Raw genomic sequence first — 16,510 nt, 5'->3', positions numbered from 1 at the left:
GCCAGATTCGCACCTCGTGAGTCGGGCGCGCCGGGTGGCGCGCGATTCGGTTGCCGCGACGAGCCGGGTGACCCGTCGCCCTGGTGCCCGCCCGGCCACCCCACCCGGCTCACGAGGAGCTCGGGACCACGGGGCACCGGCAGCCCGCCCGGGCAGCAGCGACCGAGGTGTTGAACTCGGTACTGAGCCACCGGGTCGCCGACCTCTCGGTCCGGCCACCTGCGCAGGCGTGCGTGCGAGCACGCGAAGTCGGTCCGTGCGGACACGAAACCGCGCCAACAGTGTACTGGACGAGCCTGCTGACCCGATCGTGGAGTGCGAGTTGTCCACAGCGGCCTGGTTTGTCCACAGATTTCCGCTTCCCCCTGTCGCCCACCGCAACGCGCGAGCACTGTGGGTGAATGCGACTGTTGATCACCTCAGCCTTGTTGTGCGGCGGTTTCGCCGCTGCCGCGGTCGGCCTGACCGCGGCGCCCGGACCGGCCGCGTACTCCGCTCCCCCGTCGACCGCGAAGACGTCCGAAGGCCAGTTCGGCTGGCCGCTGGCTCCGCCACCCGCTGTCGTCCGCCCGTTCGAGGCTCCGGAGCACGCCTACGGCCCCGGCCACCGCGGGGTGGACCTGGTCGGCGAGGTCGGCCAGCAGGTGCTCGCCGCGGGCGACGGCCTGGTGGTGTTCGCCGGGCCGGTGGCCGGCCGCGACCTGGTGTCGATCGAGCACGCGACCGGGCTGCGCACCACCTACGAACCGGTCCGCCCAGCAGTGGCGGTCGGCGACCAGGTCACCAGGGGCCAGCCCATCGGCACCCTGGAACCGGGCCACCCGCAGTGCGCGGTGCAGCCGCCCCGGGCCTGCCTGCACTGGGGCGCCCGCGAACGGCTGGTCTACCTGAACCCGCTGCGCCTCCTGGGCATGGGCCACGTCCGCCTGCTGCCATGGGACTGACCGGCCGGGCGTGGCGAGATCCCGGAGAACGCCACCCCGACCGACCGCTCCACGCGTGCAAGCGCGATTAACCCGCTTCGGTGAGCTTCGTGCGCAGGCGGAGCACCGCTCTGGTGTGCAGCTGGCAGACGCGCGACTCCGTCACCCCGAGGACCTTGCCGATCTCGGCCAGCGTCAGGTTCTCGAAGTAGTAGAGCGTCACCACCACCCGGTCGCGCTCGCTCAGGCGCTTCACCGCTTCGGCCAGCTGGCGGCGGCTGTCCCGGTCCACGAGGGCCGCCACCGGGTCTTCGGCCCGGTCGTCGGGGAGCGTCTCGGCCAGCGATGACTGCATCGGTCCGGCGCCGATCAGGTCGTCGAGGGCGATCACGCTGGTCATCTGCAGCTGGGCGAACAGCTCGCGGAGCTCGTCGAGCGAGAGCTCCAGCTCGGCGGCCAGCTCGGCGTCGGTGGCGGTGCGCTGCAGCTTCGCCTCCAGCCGCTCCAGCGCCCGCTCGACGTCCCTGGCCCGGCTGCGCACCGATCGGGGCACCCAGTCCTGGGCGCGCAGGTCGTCCAGGATCGCCCCGCGGATGCGCTGCATCGCGTAGGTCTCGAACTTCAGGCCGCGTTCGGGCTCGAACTTCTCGATCGCGTCGACCAGGCCGAAGATGCCGGACTGGATCAGGTCGGAGACGTCGACGTGCGAGGGCAGCCCGGTGCCCACCCGGCCCGCTACGTACTTGACCAGCGGCGCGTAGTGCAGCACCAAGCGGTCGCGGAGCTCTTGGTCGCGCCGCTCGCCGAACGCCTGCCAGAGCGCGACTATGCCCGCTTCGACGCCATCGGCGCGGCGCTGGTCCCCGTCCGCGCCCGCCGCTGCCAGGGAGAGTCCCTGGCGGCGCACGCACTCGGGGGCGTGGCCGTTCGTCGAGCCGCCTTGATCACGGGCAGTCACCGGCGCCGAGTTCGGTCTCGCGGCCACCGTGTCGGCGCCGCCCCCGGCATGGTCAGGAACGGGGGTGGGTTCGGTCATGGATCGCCTTCAGCCGTTCAACGGTCACGTGGGTGTAAAGCTGGGTCGTTGCGAGCGTAGCGTGACCAAGCAACTCCTGAACGCTACGGAGGTCCGCACCGCCTTCCAGCAAATGGGTCGCCGCTGAATGCCGCATGCCGTGCGGCCCGACGTTCGGTGCACCGGAAACGGTTCCGACGGCGTCGTGCACGCTCCGCCGCGCCGTACGCGGGTCAAGCCGTCCTCCCCGGACACCCAGGAACAGCGCCGCGCCGGAATCGGCCCGGACCAGCTTCGGCCGTCCAGCGGTGACCCACCGGCCGAGCGCTTCATCCGCAGGTAGGCCGAACGGCACAACGCGTTCTCGGTCACCCTTGCCGATCACGCGGATCACCCGGCGTTCGCGGTCGACGTCGTCGACGTCCAGTCCGCACAGCTCGGCGATGCGCACGCCGGTGGCGTAAAGGAGCTCGAGCACCGCGTGATCACGCAGGGCTACCGGATCGCCCTGCTCAGCTCCCGCCGCAGAGGCCTGCATCGCCGCGCTCGCCTGGTCGGTGCGCAGCACCGCGGGCAGCTTTCGCGGTTTGGACGGCACCGCGAGCCGCGGCCCCGGATCGTTCGGCAGCAGCTCGGCGCGCAGCGCCCACGCCGTGAAGGTCCGGGCGGCCGCGGTCCGCCGGGCCATCGTCGACCGGCTCGCGCCCTGGGCGTGCTGCGCCGACAACCACTCGCGGAGCACGGAGATGTCCAGCTCAGCAAGGGTTTCCCGGCCCGATGCCCCGGACAGGTGATCCAGCAGCGAGACGACGTCGCCGACGTAACCCCGGACGGTGTGCACCGACAGTCCTCGTTCGGCGGCGAGGTGCCGTTCGAACCCGTCGACCGCCGCACCCAGCGGCTCGGGCAGTTTTGCCCGGACCGCGCGGAAATCGGGTCTTCGCGGTTCGGTGGAACGGGCACGGGACATGACTCAGACGCTGGCCCTTGCGACCCCACCGGTCAAGCATCGCCACGCCGAATCATGATCACTCGGTTCGTCCGGCCTCCTCGCGCGCGGCGGTACCCGGGGGCGGAACCGCGGAGATCTCCCCGCCGAGAACCGTCGCAGAGCACTGGACCCGAACCCGTTCCGTTCCAGCATCCCGCACTAGTTCCGCAGGTGAGAGCCGTGATCGCGGTGAGGCGCGATGGCACCCCGAAGCGATCGCGGTCCCCACCGGCAGAACACCGCGCGAATCCCGATGCACCGGTCCGTGCTGTTGCCGAACGGGCGGTCTCAGCGTGCGATCGACCACCCCCGATCCGTGCGAACCGCGAACCCGGACAGCTCAAGTTCCGGGAGCAACGCCCGCACTTCGCCCAGCGGCAGGCCGCAATCGCGCGCGAGGTCCTCCGCGCTGGCGCCCGCCATGCCGCGCAGCGAGTCGTGCAAGCGTTGGGCGCGCGGATGGAGCCCGTCGGTCCGGCGGCGCGTGCCGACGGCTTCGACGGCCCCCGGAACCCCGAGGGGACTGACCACCTCCATGACCTGCTCGACGCTCGTGACCAGGACGGCCTGCCCGGAGCGCACCATCCCGTGGCACCCCACCGAGTTCTTCGCGGTGACCGGGCCGGGCACCGCGAGAACCGGGCGTCCCAAGGCATCCGCGGTGTTCGCGGTGTTGCCCGCACCGCTGCGCGCACCGGCCTCCACCACGACCGTGGCCCGCCCGGCCGCCGCGATCAGCCTGTTCCGCACGAGGAAACGGTGCTTGCGCGGCGCGGTGCCGGGCGGGTACTCGCTGACCACGGCACCCTGTTCGGCCACCGCGCGCAGCAAGCGGCTGTGCCCCGCCGGGTAGTCGATGTCGACCCCGCAGGCCAGGAAGGCCACCGTCCGGCCGCCCGCGGCCAGCGCGCCCCGGTGAGCCGCGCCGTCGATGCCGTACGCCGCACCGGAAACCACCGTGAACCCGGCGTTCGCGAGTCCGTGGCCGAACTCCGCGGCCACGTGCTCGCCGTAGCCGGAGGCAGCTCTCGCCCCGACCACCGAGACCGCCTGGTCCAGCACTGCGGCCAGATCCGCCCGGCCGCGCACCCACAGCGCGATCGGCTCGGCGACCTCCGGGAGCCCGACTTCCCGCGCACCGGTGAGATTCTCGACAGCGCCGCCCGGCCAGCCCGGTTCCTCCGGCACGACGAGCTGGGCTCCGGCCGCCTCGGTCGCTTCGAGCAGCTCCTCGGCGGACACGTGCTGATACCTGGCCTCGATCTCGGCCAGCACATCCGGCGGCGCCTTCCCCCGCTGGATCACCTCCACCGCCCGGCACGCGCCGTGCCGGGCGACGAAACCGGCCAGCGCCGGAGCCGGCGGCTCGGCGATCGCGGCGAGGAAGGCCCTCGCCAACCGCACCGCGTGCCTGCCCTTCTCGCTCATCCTCACCCAGTTCTCCATCAGGCCGCCTTCCTGTCCCGGAACTCCAGCGCCGCCGCCACGTGCTCGGCATCGGGGCGCTCCCTGCCGTCGAGGTCGGCCAGCGTCCACGCCACCCGCAGGCACCGGTCCGCGCCGCGCGCGGTGATGGCACCGACCTCCAAACCGCGATCGAGCAGCCCGGTGACCTCGTGCGACAGCGCGAACTCACGCCGCAGCACCGGCCCCGGGACCTCCGTGTTGGTCTGCCAGCCGTGCTCCGACCACCGCTCCCGCGCGGCGGCCCGCGCCTGCGCCACTCGTTCGCGCACGACTGCGGTGCTCTCCGGCTCCGCACCGCTGTGCACGGTCATCGCCGTGATCGGGCGCATCCGCACCCGCAGGTCCACCCGGTCCAGCAGCGGGCCGGACAGCTTGCCGAGGTAGCGCCGACGGACCTGCGGCGGGCACTGGCAGTCGAGATCCCTGGCCGGCGCGCACGGACAGGGGTTGGTGGCCAGGACGAGCTGGAACCGCGCTGGATAGCGGAGGGTTCCGTCCCGCCGGGCCAGCCGGACCTCGCCCTCCTCCAGCGCCGTGCGCAGCGCTTCGAGCCGCTTCGGCCCGAGCTCGCAGGCCTCGTCCAGCAGCAGGACGCCGCGGTGCGCCCTGCTGACCGCGCCGGGTCTGGCCAATCCTGTGCCACCGCCGACGAGCGCCGGGATGGACAGCGACGAGTGCGGTGCGACGAACGGCGGGACCCGCACCAGAGCCGCCGAATCGGCGAGATCCCCGGCCACGGACCGGATCGCCGTCACCTCCAGCGCTTCCTGCCCGCTCAGCTCCGGCAGCAGGCCGCACAACCGCTTCGCCAGCATGGTCTTGCCGGTGCCAGGAGGACCGACCATCAGCAGGTGGTGCCCACCCGCCGCGGCGACCTCGAGCGCCCAGCGCGCTTCGGGCTGGCCGAGGACGTCGGCCAGGTCCGGCGCCTCCGCCACCGGTGGTTCGTCCATCGGCGGCGGATAGCGGGCGAGCTCGCCGAGCTCGCGCAACCACGCCACCACCTCGCGCAGGTGCGTAGCGCCCAGCACCTCGATGCCCTCCACCAGGTGCGCTTCGGCCAGGCCGTCGAAGGGCACGACCGCCCGGCGCATGCCCGCCTTCCGCGCGGCCAGCAGCGCAGGCAGCAAACCACGCACCGGACGTATCCGGCCGTCCAGCGCTAGTTCCCCGAACAGCACCGTGCCCGCCAACCGGTGCGGCGGCACCAGCTCGGCCCCGGCCAGCACCGCGCAGGCCAGCGCCAGGTCGTACGAGGTCCCGGCCTTGGGCAGCGCGGCCGGGGACAGCGCGAGCGTCACGCAGCTCGCCGGCCAGTCCTCCTGGCAGTTCTGGATGGCCGCCCGCACCCGGTTCTTGGACTCCTGCAGCGCGGTGTCGGGCAGGCCCAGCAGCTGCAACGACGGCAGGCCGCCCTTGCGCACGTCCGCTTCGATCTCGACGAGCGCACCGTCCACACCGAACAGCGCGACCGCCCAGGTCCGTCGCAACGCCACTCAGAACACCCCCTTGAGGTGCCTGAGGTGCGGTGTTCTGCCCGGTGGCCACAGCACCGAGATGAAGTCGAAGCGGACCGGGCAGCCCACCAGCTCCCGTTCGGCCAGCCACGACCGCGCGACGCTGCGGATGCGCATGGCCTTCTCCTTGTTGAGCGCGTAGACCGGTCCGCCGTAGTCGGTCCCGGAGCGCGCCTTGACCTCGCAGCACACCACGGTGTCGCCGTCCGCGGCGACGATGTCGAGTTCTCCTTGCGGGCACCGCCAATTGCGGTCCAGCACCGTCATTCCACGGCCTTCCAGCAATTCGGCGGCCAACCGCTCCCCGGCGAGCCCCAGCGCATTCCTGCCGTCCCCGGTGCAGGCATCGCTGACCGGCCCCAGGATCTTCTTGCGGCGCACGAGTTCCTCCTCGGTCTGGTGTTCCGGAAATTCCCGCGCCCGGGCAGCACCGCGCGGCATCGCGAGCAGGTTTCCCGCGTGTGCCAACGGTTCCGGGCACGAGTGGATAGCTCCACGTTGCCCGCAAAATCCGCCGATCACCAGTACCGATCGGAAATCTGTGGATAACCGAATCCCCTGTGGACAACTCCGATCACTCGGACGAGTGGGAATGCGAAGAAAACAGCAGGACTATCCGCGAAATCCGGACCCCGAACCCACTCGAAGCACAAAAACCGAAACTGATTCCGCTAATTCAGCGACAGCCCGGAACGCCGGCGGGGCACAACTGGATTCGCCCGCGCCGACGAGAACAGGCCAAGCAGGAACCGCGCACGAGGGCCTGAAAGAAGCTCGGGCGGTCGTCGCACGACGACCGCCCGAGCTATCGACGCCGGGGTCAGGAACCGAACGGGCCGCTCTCCGGCAGCCGGAGATCCGGTTTGTCCAATTCTTCCACGTTCACGTCCTTGAACGTGATCACGCGCACGTTCTTGACGAATCGCGCCGGGCGGTACATGTCCCACACCCACGCGTCCGACATCGCCACCTCGAAGTAGACCTCCGAGTCGGAGTTGCGCACCTGCACGTCCACCGCGTTGGCCAGGTAGAAGCGCCGTTCGGTCTCCACGACATAGGTGAACTGCCCGACGATGTCGCGGTACTCCTTGTAGAGCTGCAGCTCCATCTCGGTCTCGTACTTCTCGAGATCCTCGGCGCTCATCGCTGTGCGAGCCCTTCTGCGTTGCCGATCGGACTACAACACCTCATTGTCCACCACTTCCCCCTCAGAAGCATCGAACAGCCCGGGTTTGCTGCTCACCGCGCGCGGCGAGCGCATCCCGTGCCGCAGCGCTGCCTCCGCCACGTTCGCATAGGACCAGCGGTGCTCGTGACAGGGCCCGTGCTGCTTCAGCCGCGTCGAGTGCAGCGGCGTGCTGTAGCCCTTGTGCACGTCGAACCCGTAGGCCGGGAACTCGAGGTGCAGCTGCTCGGACATCAACCGGTCGCGGGTCACCTTCGCCAGCACCGATGCCGCCGCCACGCAGGCGGCCACCAGGTCGCCCTTCACCACGGCCACGCTCGGCGTGGCCAGGCCCTGCACCCGGAACCCGTCGGTGAGCACGTAGCCGGGGTGCTCGGAGAGCCGGGCGACCGAGCGCCGCATGCCCTCCAGGTTGGCCACGTGGATGCCGAGCGCGTCGACGTCCTCGGCGGGGATCACGACGGTCGACCAGCTCAGCGCGCGCGAGGTGATGAGGTCGAACAGCCGATCGCGGTCGGCCTCGGACAGCGCCTTCGAGTCCGTCAGCCCCTCGTAGCGCCGGTCGTCGCCCGGCTTCAGGACGCACGCCGCCACCACCAGGGGCCCGGCGCACGCGCCCCGCCCGGCCTCGTCCACGCCTGCCACCGGTCCGAGGCCTCGGCGGTCCAGCGCGCGCTGGAGGGCCCAGTTGCCGCTGCTACGCCGGATCACCGACCTCGGCGGCCGGAACTCCGCCACCGTCACGTCAACGTCACTCCGAGGCTCGTCGCTTGCTCACCACACCGATGAGCCTACGACCCAGCCACACCGTCGGGAACGCCGCGGCCACCCCGAACCCGACCGGCACCCCGGTCTGCCAGGCCGGCGCGCCCAGCGCGTCCGCCTGCGGGTTGGGGTCGTCGATGCCCTGCCAGCGGGTCGGCGGCAGCACGATGAACTGCGCCTTGCCGATCACGTTCTCCACCGGGACCGCGCCGTTGACGCCACCGTTGCCCTGCACCCGGGAGTCCGCCGAGTCGTTGCGGTTGTCGCCCATCACCCACAGGTGCCCCGGCGGAACCGTCACCGAGCTGAACTCGTCCTGGCCGACGCCGCGACCCGGCTCCCAGTACAGGTAGGGCTCGTTGAGCGGCTTGCCGTCGACCAGCACCCGGTTCTGCGCGTCGCAGCACTCCACCGTCTGGCCGCCCACCGCGATCACCCGCTTGACGAAGTCCTTCTCGTCAGGGGCGCCGAAGCCCAGCAGCGAGGCCACGCCCTGGAAGAAACCGGCGACCGGGTTGGTGGGCTCCTCGGCCTGGAACTCGTTCTGCACCCACGGCTGCGGGCCGCGGAACACCACGACGTCGCCCGGCTCCGGATCGGAGAACCGGTAGGTGATCTTGTCGACGAGCACCCGGTCGTTGTTGCAGCCCGTGCAGCCGTGCAGGGTCTGCTCCATCGACTGCGACGGGATCACGTAGACCCGCGCGATGAACGCCTGGATGAGGACCGTCAGCACCAGCGCGGTGACGATCAGGATCGGCAGCTCGCGCCAGAACGAGCCCTTCTTCTTGTTCTTGGGCTTGCGGCGGCTGGAGCCTTCCCCCGAGTCCTCCGGGGCACCGCTGTGGTGCTCCGCCTCGTGGGGCTCCTCCGCTGATCCGCTGCGCATGACGTCGGCCACCCGGCCAGGCTACTGGAACCGCAGCGGGTGCCGTCGCGCTCCCCCGCTTCGGACAGCCCGAACGAGCGGCGATGACGTGCTCTTTTCCGCTACGTCCGGGTGCGGAGGCGGGCCCGGACCGGCATTGATCACCCGAAGGTGCAACGCCGCGGACAAAAAGGAACAGCCCGGATGCTGGGCATCCGGGCTGTTCTCAGTCCGTCCGATCAGGAAGCGGCGGTCTCCCGCTTCTCCTTGATCTTCGCCGCCTTGCCGCGCAGGTCGCGCAGGTAGTACAGCTTCGCCCGCCGAACAGCACCGCGCGTGACGACCTCGATCTGCGCGATGTTCGGGGTGTGCACCGGGAACGTCCGCTCCACACCGACACCGAAGGAAACCTTGCGCACGGTGAAGGTCTCCCGGATGCCATCGCCCTGCCGGCGGATGACCACGCCCTGGAAGACCTGAGTCCGCTCGCGCGAACCCTCGATGACGCGGACGTGGACCTTCAGCGTGTCACCGGGCCGGAAGGCCGGAATGTCGGAACGCAGCGACTGGGCGTCCAACGCGTCCAGGGTGTTCATCGGTGGTCCGTCCTCATCCGTGTCGAAGGCACCCGTGTTCTCGCATGTCGATGACCCGACCTGCTGGTGGGCACCGCCTGACACGGGGTGAACTTGCTTAACGCACACCGGACATCGTCCGGCTGTGTCAACCGTTCCAGTGTGCCAGATCCGCTTTTCGGTGTCTCAACCGCCCCCGCCGACGGGGTCAGCGAGGCGCTTCTCCGGCATTCCGGGACTCATCGGAATGATCCGACGCCCGCAGTTTATCGAGTTGCGCCCGGTCGGCCTTATCCAGGTCCCCCTCCGGCAGCGCGGCCAGCAGATCCGGGCGCCTGCGGTAGGTCCGGGCCAGCGCCTGGTCCCGCCGCCAGCGGTCGATCGCGGCGTGGTTCCCGGAGCGCAGCACGTCCGGCACGGCGTGCCCGCGCCAGACCTCGGGGCGGGTGTAGCAGGGCCCCTCCAGCAGTCCGTCGGAGAAGGAGTCCTGCTCGGCCGACAGCGGGTTGCCGAGCACGCCGGGCAGCAGGCGGGCCACCGCCTCGATCATCACCAGCGCGGCGACCTCACCGCCGACCAGCACGTAGTCGCCGATGGAGACCTCCTCCACCGGCATCCGGGTGGCCGCGTCGTCGATGACCCGCTGGTCGATGCCCTCGTACCGGCCGCAGGCGAAGACCAGCCACGGTTCGGCGGACCAGCGGATCGCGGTGCGCTGGTCGAACGGCCGGCCTGCGGGCGTGGGCACCACGAGCCGCGGCATCGGGGCCTCGCCGGTACCGCAGACGGCGTCCAGCGCCTCGCCCCAGACCTGGGGCTTCATCACCATGCCGGGGCCGCCGCCGTAGGGGCTGTCGTCCACCGCGCGGTGCACGTCGTGCGTCCAGTCCCGCAGGTCGTGCACGCCGACCGCGATCCGGTCGCGCTCGATGGCCTTGCCCAGCAGCGCTTCCCGCAGCGGGTTCAGGTAGTCGGGGAAAATGGTGATGACGTCGATGCGCATGGGTTTTGCTGTCTCCGGACTCGACTTGCGTAGCGGTGCGAGTAGCGGAACCTCAGCGCCCGCCTGGACTCCGGATGCCCGACCTTGTGTACGACCAATACACGGCGGCCGGGCCGTCCTCGCCAGGCGAATGCTGAGAACCCGCAGCGGTGCAAGCTGCGAGGGTGGGCCAAGCGGCTCCGCCGCTTCAAACGGAAACGCCCCCGCCGGACGGCGAGGGCGGATGGCTCGGCTGGAGTTATTCGTCGAGCAGACCTTCGGGCGGGTCCACGACCAGCTTCCCGGCGGCCAGGTCGATCTCGGGCACGATCTCGACCACGAACGGCACCAGGACTTCGCGGTCGTCGGCCGTCCGCAGCGCCAGCAGCTCGCCCGCGGGCGTGTGGATGACCTCGCGCACCTCGCCGATCTCAGCCCCGGAGGGCTCGACGGCCCGCAGCCCGACCAGCTGGTGGTCGTGGAACTCGTCCGGGTCCTCGGTCGGTTCGAGGACGTCCGTGGTGACGGTCAGCAGCACGCCGCGGAGGTCCTCGGCGGCCTCGCGGCCGTCGACGCCCTCGGCTCGCAGCAGCAGCCGCCCGGCGTGCGGCCGGGCGGCTGCCACGGTGAGGTTCTGCCCGCGGTCCTTGCCGCGGCGCTGCGTCCCGAGCACGGAGCCGGGCACGAACCGCAGCTCAGGGCTGTCGGTGAGCACCTCGACGACGAGTTCTCCCCGCACACCGTGCGGTCGGACGATGCGCCCCACGGCGAGGATCTCGGGTTCAGCCATGGTGCTCAGCGGTCGGTGTCGACCACGTCGACGCGGATACCGCGACCGCCGATGCCGGACATCACCGTCCGCAGCGCGGTCGCGGTGCGACCGCTGCGACCGATGACCTTGCCCAGGTCGTCGGGGTTGACGTGCACCTCGAGGGTGCGACCGCGTCGGGTCGTGAGCAGCTGAACGCGGACATCGTCGGGGTTGTCGACGATGCCGCGCACCAGGTGTTCAAGCGCGTCCGCGAGGACCGTCACGCCTGGCCTTCCTCGGACTTCGGCTCCTCGGCCTTGTCCTCGGCCTTCTTGCCACCCTTCTTCTTCGGGGTGGTGGCCTCGACGGTGGGCTCCTCGCCGGCGGCGGCCAGCGCGGCCTCGAACAGCGCCTGCTTGCTCGGCTTCGGCTCGGCGACCTTCAGCGTGCCCTCGGTGCCCGGCAGGCCCTTGAACTTCTGCCAGTCACCGGTGATCTCCAGGATGTTGCGCACCGGGTCGGTCGGCTGCGCCCCGACACTCAGCCAGTACTGCGCCCGCTCCGAGTCGACGACGATGCCGCTCGGGTTCTCCTTCGGGTGGTACTGCCCGATCGTCTCGATGGCCCGGCCGTTGCGGCGGGTGCGGGCGTCGGCGACGACGATGCGGTAGTGCGGCTCACGGATCTTACCGATCCGGGCGAGCTTGATCTTCACAGCCACGGGTGCTGGTGCTCCTCAGACTCTCGTTCGTGCTCCGGAGAGCACACCGGACCGCGTGGGGCAGCGATTCGGAATGCTCGTAGGTCAAAAACGGCCACAAGCGGTGAGAGGGACCCCTCGCGGCGAACAGCTAACCATTCTGCCAGATCCACCCCCTGCGGCAGCTCCGGGGTGGCGCATCAGGCCGGCAGCAGGCCCAGGGAGATCAGCAGCAGACCGAGCGCGGGCAGGAAGTTGTTCACCTGGTGGGCGACCACGCTGGCGGTCAGCCGACCGGTGACCATCCGGGCCACGCCGATCGGGATCGCGATCACCAGGAGCAACGCCGTGCGCTCCGGTTCCAGGTGGCCGATCGCGAAGACGGCCGTGCTGAGCACGAACACGTTGAGCTGGCCCCACCGCATCCGCTCCATCGCGCCCCACAGCAGGCCGCGGTAGAGCAGCTCCTCGCACAGCGGCGCGATCAGCCAGATGTGCAGGAAGATCACCACCGCCACCACCGGCGGCAGCTCCACCCCGTCGAGCAGGCCGCTCACCGTCGACTGGGCGTTGTCCTCGCCCACCCACCGCACCCACAGCATGGTCGCGATGGTCGTGGTGACCAGGCCGACGCCGCCGATGGCCAGGCCGGTCGTGACGTCCGACCAGCGCCACTCCAGGCCGAAGTCCAGCCGCGGGCCGTTGCCGCGCACCACCGTGATCAGCACCGCCAGCGCCCCGGCGAGCACCGTGGGCAGCATCAGCATGACCACCAGCGTTCCGGCGTCCGGACTGCCGAAGGCGGCCGCCAGCAGCACCGACACCAGCACGAAGACGGCCTGCGTCAGGAAGAACGCGCCCAGCCCCCACCGGTGGGTGCGGGCGGGTGGGGTGGTCAACCGCTCCGGGGTCTCCCCCGGCTGGTGCGCTTCGTTCACGGGCGTCTCCGCAGTGCCGATCGGCATGGCCGGCCCCACACCGGCGAGCCGTCAGGTTACCGCTAGCCGATCGACGCGCGGCAGCGGTTTTCACCTGGCGACGGCGAACAGCAGGAGAGCGGGCAGGAAATTGTTCGTGGCGTGGGCGATCATGCTGGTCGCGACCCGGCCGGTGATCATCCGCGCCGCGCCGATCGCCAGGCCGCCGACGAACAGCACCGGCGTGCGCCACACCTCCTGGTGGATCAGCGCGAAGATCATCGTGGTCAGGATCAGGATCGCGTAGCGCGGGATGCGGTAGTGCTCCAGCGCGCCCCACAGCGCGCCGCGCATCAGCAGCTCCTCGGTCAGCGGCGCGCCCAGGAACGCGAACAGCGCGAACAGGAAGAGCCAGAACGTCCGCTCGCCCTGCATCAGCCGGCTCAGGTCGGTTTCCGGCGGCGGCCCGGAGATCGCGGTGATCACCAGGGACAGCAGCAGGGAACCGATCAGCGCGGCGAGCCCGCAGAGCACCCCGACCTTGAAGTCGCGCCGCTTGGGCACGATGCCGAAGTCCGCGCGCAGGCCGCGGCCGCGCCACCAGGAGAACACCGCGGGCACCAGGCCGAGCAGGATGTTCGGGGCGAAGGCCAGCAGCAGCAGCGGACCGGTGTTGGGCGGCGCGGCCGGGTCGAACCCGCTCCGCCCCGGTTGGACCGCGGTCAGGACCAGCCCGAAAAGGTAGTAGCCGCCGTAGCCGATGAAGAACGCGGCCAGGCCCCACGCCAGCGAGCCGCGCCGCGCGGCCTCCAGCTGGGCCTCCCAGAACCTCGGCTGCGAGCCGACGGCGTTATCCGCCGGCCGGTTCTCGGACGGTTCCCGTTCCGGCTGCTCCCCCACGATGCGCTCCCCTCGACGCCTCAACCCTAAGAGTCTGTCGGCGAAGCCGTCCGCGCTCGGACAGGCGGCGGCAGCCGCATGGACCACCTACGCGGAGCGACCACCGGCGGGGTTCTGAGGCACTTCCCGGCGAGGACGGCCACTCCACCGTGCATTCGCCCGGGGAACCTCCGCCGAGCGACCGCGCACGCAGAACGACGACGAAACAGACCCTAAGTGATCAACAGGTCCGATGCCGATCACCCGATCACGTGCTGACCTGCCACTTCGGAGGTCGTCAGGCTCCGACCACGTTGCCGCGGAGGACGATGCGACGGGGATTGCGCAGCTCAGCGAGGTCCTTGCGGGGATCCTCGGCGTAGCAGACCAGGTCCGCCGGGGCGCCGTGCTCCAGGGAGGGCCAGCCCAGCCACTCGCGGGCCTGCCACGAGGCCGCGCCGATGGCCTGCTCGGTGGACATCCCGACGCGGTGCAGCGCGATGATCTCCTCGGCCAGCACGCCGTGCGCGATGCCGCCGCCCGCGTCGGTGCCCGCGTAGACCGGGATGCCCGCTTCGATGGCCTTCGCCACGGTGCGGTCGGCCCGCCCGTACAGCTCGGTCATGTGCGCGGCGTAGTCCGGGTACTTGGTCGCCGCCGCCGCGAAGGACGGGAAGTTCTCGATGTTGATCAACGTCGGGACCAGCGCGGTGCCGTGCCGGGCCATCAGCTCGATCGTGTCGTCGGTGAGGCCGGTGCCGTGCTCGATGCAGTCGATGCCCGCCGCGATCAGACCCGGCAGCGCGTCCTCGCCGAAGACGTGCGCGGTGACGCGGGCGCCCATCCGGTGCGCGGTCGCGATCGCCTCGGTCAGCACCTCGTCGCTCCACAGCGGCGCCAGGTCGCCCACCGAGCGGTCGATCCAGTCGCCGACCAGCTTGATCCAGCCGTCCCCGTAGGCCGCCTGCTCGGCGACCGCGGCGGGCAGCTGCTCCTCGTGGTCGAGCTGGTCGGCCAGGTACGGGATGTAGCGCTTCGGGCGGGCGAGGTGGCGGCCGGCGCGGATGATCCGCGGCAGGTCCTCGCGCTCCTGCAGCGGCCGGGTGTCGATGGGCGCGCCGCAATCGCGGACCAGCAGGGTGCCCGCGTCCCGGTCGAGCTCGGCCTGCGCGGCCGCCTCGTCCAGCTCCACCGGGCCGTCCGGACCGATGCCGATGTGGCAGTGCGCGTCGACCAGGCCGGGCAGCACGAAACCGCCGTCGAAGACGGTCTCGGCGCCCGGCACCTCGTCGAGGCTGATCCGGCCGCCGTCGCGGACCCACAGGTCGCGGTGCGCGCCGTCGGGCAGCACCACACCGCGCAGGTGCAGCGCGGTCACTTCTTCTTGCCGTTGCCGAAGTTCAGCTTGGACGGGTCGAAGCCGGCGGGCAGGTCGTTCATGCCGCCCTCCAGCTTGGACAGGTCGGGGCCGCCCGGCGGCAGTCCGGGCATCCCGCCCGGGGGCATGGCGGGGAAGCCGCCGGGCAGGCCGCGCATGCCCTTGGGCTGCGTCGGACCGCGCCCCTTCTTGCCCTTCTTCCCCTTCTTGCCCTTGCGGTTCTTGCTGCCGCCACCGCCGCCGCCGAAGCCGAAGCCGCCCGCCATCTGCTGCATCATCTTGCGGGCTTCGAAGAACCGGTTGACCAGGTCGTTGATGTCGCTGACGGTCACCCCGGAACCGCGCGCGATGCGCTGCCTGCGGGAGGCGTTGATGATCTTCGGGTCGGCCCGCTCGGCGGGCGTCATGCCGCGGATGATCGCCTGGATGCGGTCCAGGTGCTTCTCGTCGAAGTTGGCCAGCTGGTCCTTCATCTGACCGGCGCCCGGCAGCATGCCCAGCAGGTTCTGCAGCGGGCCCATCCGGCGCACCGCCTGCATCTGCTCGAGGAAGTCCTCCAGCGTCAGCTGGCCGCTGCCCAGCTTCTCCGCGGCCTTCTCGGCCTGCTCCTGGTCGAAGGCCTGCTCGGCCTGCTCGATGAGGGTGAGCATGTCACCCATGCCCAGGATCCGGTTGGCCATCCGGTCCGGGTGGAAGAGGTCGAAGTCCTCCAGCTTCTCGCCGCTGGAGGCGAACATGATCGGCTGGCCGGTGATCTCGCGGACCGACAGCGCGGCACCACCGCGGGCGTCGCCGTCGAGCTTGGTCAGCACCACGCCGCTGAAGCCGACGCCGTCGCGGAAGGCCTCGGCGGTGTTGACCGCGTCCTGACCGATCATCGCGTCGAGCACGAACAGGACCTCGTCCGGGGTGATCGCATCCCGGATGTCGGCGGCCTGCTTCATCATCTCCTCGTCGACGCCCAGCCGGCCGGCGGTGTCGACGAGGACGACGTCGTGCTGGGCCCGGCGGGCCTCTTCGATGCTGTTGCGGGCCACCTCGACCGGGTCGCCGACCCCGTTGCCCGGCTGCGGCGCGTACACCGGCACCCCGGCGCGCTCGCCGACCACCTGCAGCTGGTTCACCGCGTTCGGGCGCTGCAGGTCGCAGGCCACCAGCAGCGGCGTGTGGCCCTGCCCGGACAGCCACTTGGCGAGCTTGCCCGCCAGCGTCGTCTTACCGGCACCCTGCAGACCCGCGAGCATGATCACCGTCGGCGGGGTCTTGGCGAACTCCAGCCGCCGGGTCTCGCCGCCGAGGACGGTGACGAGTTCCTCGTTGACGATCTTGATGACCTGCTGGGCCGGGTTGAGGGCCTGCGAGACCTCGGCGCCCTTGGCGCGCTCCTTGACACCCTTGATGAAGCTGCGCACCACGGGAAGCGCCACGTCTGCTTCGAGCAGGGCGATGCGGATCTCCCGCGCGGTGGCGTCGATGTCCGCGTCGGACAGCCGCCCCTTGCCGCGCAGGTTCGTCAGGACCGAGGTGAGCCGGTCGGAAAGAGTGTCGAACACGGGTTCACGGGCTCCAGAGTCGATGGATTACCTATGCGAGGGT

18 protein-coding genes are annotated in these 16,510 nt (G+C 70.9%); 1 reads left to right on the top strand and 17 read right to left on the bottom strand.

Features of this window, described 5'->3' with window-relative positions:
• Positions 1–401 precede the first annotated feature (401 nt).
• Positions 402–944 carry a M23 family metallopeptidase gene (locus tag ATL45_RS20950; RefSeq protein ID WP_093146629.1) on the top strand — a complete coding sequence of 181 codons (543 nt, stop codon included), beginning with the start codon at positions 402–404 and terminating at the stop codon, positions 942–944.
• Positions 945–1,011: 67 nt separating this feature from the next.
• On the opposite strand, the gene whiG is transcribed toward ATL45_RS20950, so the two are convergent.
• From whiG to ffh, 17 genes are all read right to left on the bottom strand, one after another.
• On the bottom strand, positions 1,012–1,959 hold the full coding sequence (gene whiG, locus ATL45_RS20945) for an RNA polymerase sigma factor WhiG (RefSeq protein ID WP_177241889.1): 948 nt from the start codon (positions 1,957–1,959) through the stop codon (positions 1,012–1,014).
• The gene (locus ATL45_RS20940) at positions 1,934–2,908 is read right to left on the bottom strand and encodes a tyrosine recombinase XerC (RefSeq protein WP_093146630.1); all 975 of its coding nucleotides are present in this window, start codon (positions 2,906–2,908) and stop codon (positions 1,934–1,936) included. The genes whiG and ATL45_RS20940 overlap by 26 nt, the downstream gene beginning before the upstream one ends.
• 309 nt (positions 2,909–3,217) lie before the next feature.
• On the bottom strand, positions 3,218–4,375 hold the full coding sequence (dprA, locus tag ATL45_RS20935) for a DNA-processing protein DprA (RefSeq protein ID WP_246025463.1): 1,158 nt from the start codon (positions 4,373–4,375) through the stop codon (positions 3,218–3,220).
• Entirely contained in the window at positions 4,375–5,892 is a 1,518-nt protein-coding gene (locus ATL45_RS20930) for a YifB family Mg chelatase-like AAA ATPase (RefSeq protein WP_093146631.1), read from the bottom strand. The genes dprA and ATL45_RS20930 overlap by 1 nt, the downstream gene beginning before the upstream one ends.
• Positions 5,893–6,294, bottom strand: a complete 402-nt coding sequence (locus tag ATL45_RS20925) for a YraN family protein (RefSeq protein ID WP_246025462.1) — start codon at positions 6,292–6,294, stop codon at positions 5,893–5,895. It lies immediately after the preceding gene.
• Positions 6,295–6,733: 439 nt separating this feature from the next.
• The gene (locus ATL45_RS20920) at positions 6,734–7,057 is read right to left on the bottom strand and encodes a DUF2469 domain-containing protein (protein ID WP_009943624.1); all 324 of its coding nucleotides are present in this window, start codon (positions 7,055–7,057) and stop codon (positions 6,734–6,736) included.
• A 33-nt stretch (positions 7,058–7,090) separates the two neighbouring features.
• The gene (locus tag ATL45_RS20915) at positions 7,091–7,843 is read right to left on the bottom strand and encodes a ribonuclease HII (RefSeq protein WP_093146633.1); all 753 of its coding nucleotides are present in this window, start codon (positions 7,841–7,843) and stop codon (positions 7,091–7,093) included.
• Between the two features lie 7 nt (positions 7,844–7,850).
• Positions 7,851–8,765 (bottom strand): signal peptidase I, encoded by a 915-nt coding sequence (lepB, locus tag ATL45_RS20910; protein WP_093146634.1) that lies wholly within the window; start codon positions 8,763–8,765, stop codon positions 7,851–7,853.
• A gap of 206 nt (positions 8,766–8,971) precedes the next feature.
• Positions 8,972–9,328, bottom strand: coding sequence for a 50S ribosomal protein L19 (gene rplS / locus ATL45_RS20905; RefSeq protein WP_093146635.1), 357 nt, complete (start codon positions 9,326–9,328; stop codon positions 8,972–8,974).
• Positions 9,329–9,515: 187 nt separating this feature from the next.
• Positions 9,516–10,310: a tRNA (guanosine(37)-N1)-methyltransferase TrmD gene (trmD, locus tag ATL45_RS20900; protein WP_093146636.1), complete on the bottom strand. Its 795-nt coding sequence runs from the start codon at positions 10,308–10,310 to the stop codon at positions 9,516–9,518.
• A 238-nt stretch (positions 10,311–10,548) separates the two neighbouring features.
• Positions 10,549–11,079, bottom strand: coding sequence for a ribosome maturation factor RimM (gene rimM, locus ATL45_RS20895; protein WP_093146637.1), 531 nt, complete (start codon positions 11,077–11,079; stop codon positions 10,549–10,551).
• A 5-nt stretch (positions 11,080–11,084) separates the two neighbouring features.
• Positions 11,085–11,324, bottom strand: coding sequence for an RNA-binding protein (locus ATL45_RS20890; RefSeq protein WP_093146638.1), 240 nt, complete (start codon positions 11,322–11,324; stop codon positions 11,085–11,087).
• Positions 11,321–11,761 carry a 30S ribosomal protein S16 gene (gene rpsP / locus ATL45_RS20885; protein ID WP_093146639.1) on the bottom strand — a complete coding sequence of 147 codons (441 nt, stop codon included), beginning with the start codon at positions 11,759–11,761 and terminating at the stop codon, positions 11,321–11,323. Before rpsP ends, ATL45_RS20890 begins: the two co-directional genes overlap by 4 nt.
• 179 nt (positions 11,762–11,940) lie before the next feature.
• Positions 11,941–12,705 carry a CPBP family intramembrane glutamic endopeptidase gene (locus ATL45_RS20880; protein ID WP_093146640.1) on the bottom strand — a complete coding sequence of 255 codons (765 nt, stop codon included), beginning with the start codon at positions 12,703–12,705 and terminating at the stop codon, positions 11,941–11,943.
• Positions 12,706–12,768: 63 nt separating this feature from the next.
• Complete coding sequence (locus ATL45_RS20875; protein ID WP_177241890.1) at positions 12,769–13,557, bottom strand: CPBP family intramembrane glutamic endopeptidase; 789 nt, start codon at positions 13,555–13,557, stop codon at positions 12,769–12,771.
• A gap of 277 nt (positions 13,558–13,834) precedes the next feature.
• Complete coding sequence (locus tag ATL45_RS20870) at positions 13,835–14,914, bottom strand: metal-dependent hydrolase family protein (RefSeq protein ID WP_093146642.1); 1,080 nt, start codon at positions 14,912–14,914, stop codon at positions 13,835–13,837.
• The gene (ffh, locus tag ATL45_RS20865; RefSeq protein ID WP_093146643.1) at positions 14,911–16,467 is read right to left on the bottom strand and encodes a signal recognition particle protein; all 1,557 of its coding nucleotides are present in this window, start codon (positions 16,465–16,467) and stop codon (positions 14,911–14,913) included. The genes ATL45_RS20870 and ffh overlap by 4 nt, the downstream gene beginning before the upstream one ends.
• Positions 16,468–16,510 lie beyond the last annotated feature (43 nt).

The sequence above is a fragment of the Saccharopolyspora antimicrobica genome (assembly GCF_003635025.1).
Lineage (GTDB): Bacteria > Actinomycetota > Actinomycetes > Mycobacteriales > Pseudonocardiaceae > Saccharopolyspora > Saccharopolyspora antimicrobica.
This window is presented reverse-complemented; position numbering and strand designations above follow the sequence as displayed.

What these genes read in the sequence shown, in the direction of transcription:
- ATL45_RS20950 (WP_093146629.1), top strand. Translation starts at nt 402, where the DNA reads ATGCGACTGTTGATCACCTCAGCCTTGTTGTGCGGCGGTTTCGCCGCT.
- whiG (WP_177241889.1), bottom strand. Translation starts at nt 1,959, where the DNA reads ATGACCGAACCCACCCCCGTTCCTGACCATGCCGGGGGCGGCGCCGAC.
- ATL45_RS20940 (WP_093146630.1), bottom strand. Translation starts at nt 2,908, where the DNA reads ATGTCCCGTGCCCGTTCCACCGAACCGCGAAGACCCGATTTCCGCGCG.
- dprA (WP_246025463.1), bottom strand. Translation starts at nt 4,375, where the DNA reads ATGGAGAACTGGGTGAGGATGAGCGAGAAGGGCAGGCACGCGGTGCGG.
- ATL45_RS20920 (WP_009943624.1), bottom strand. Translation starts at nt 7,057, where the DNA reads ATGAGCGCCGAGGATCTCGAGAAGTACGAGACCGAGATGGAGCTGCAG.
- rplS (WP_093146635.1), bottom strand. Translation starts at nt 9,328, where the DNA reads ATGAACACCCTGGACGCGTTGGACGCCCAGTCGCTGCGTTCCGACATT.
- trmD (WP_093146636.1), bottom strand. Translation starts at nt 10,310, where the DNA reads ATGCGCATCGACGTCATCACCATTTTCCCCGACTACCTGAACCCGCTG.
- rimM (WP_093146637.1), bottom strand. Translation starts at nt 11,079, where the DNA reads ATGGCTGAACCCGAGATCCTCGCCGTGGGGCGCATCGTCCGACCGCAC.
- ATL45_RS20880 (WP_093146640.1), bottom strand. Translation starts at nt 12,705, where the DNA reads ATGCCGATCGGCACTGCGGAGACGCCCGTGAACGAAGCGCACCAGCCG.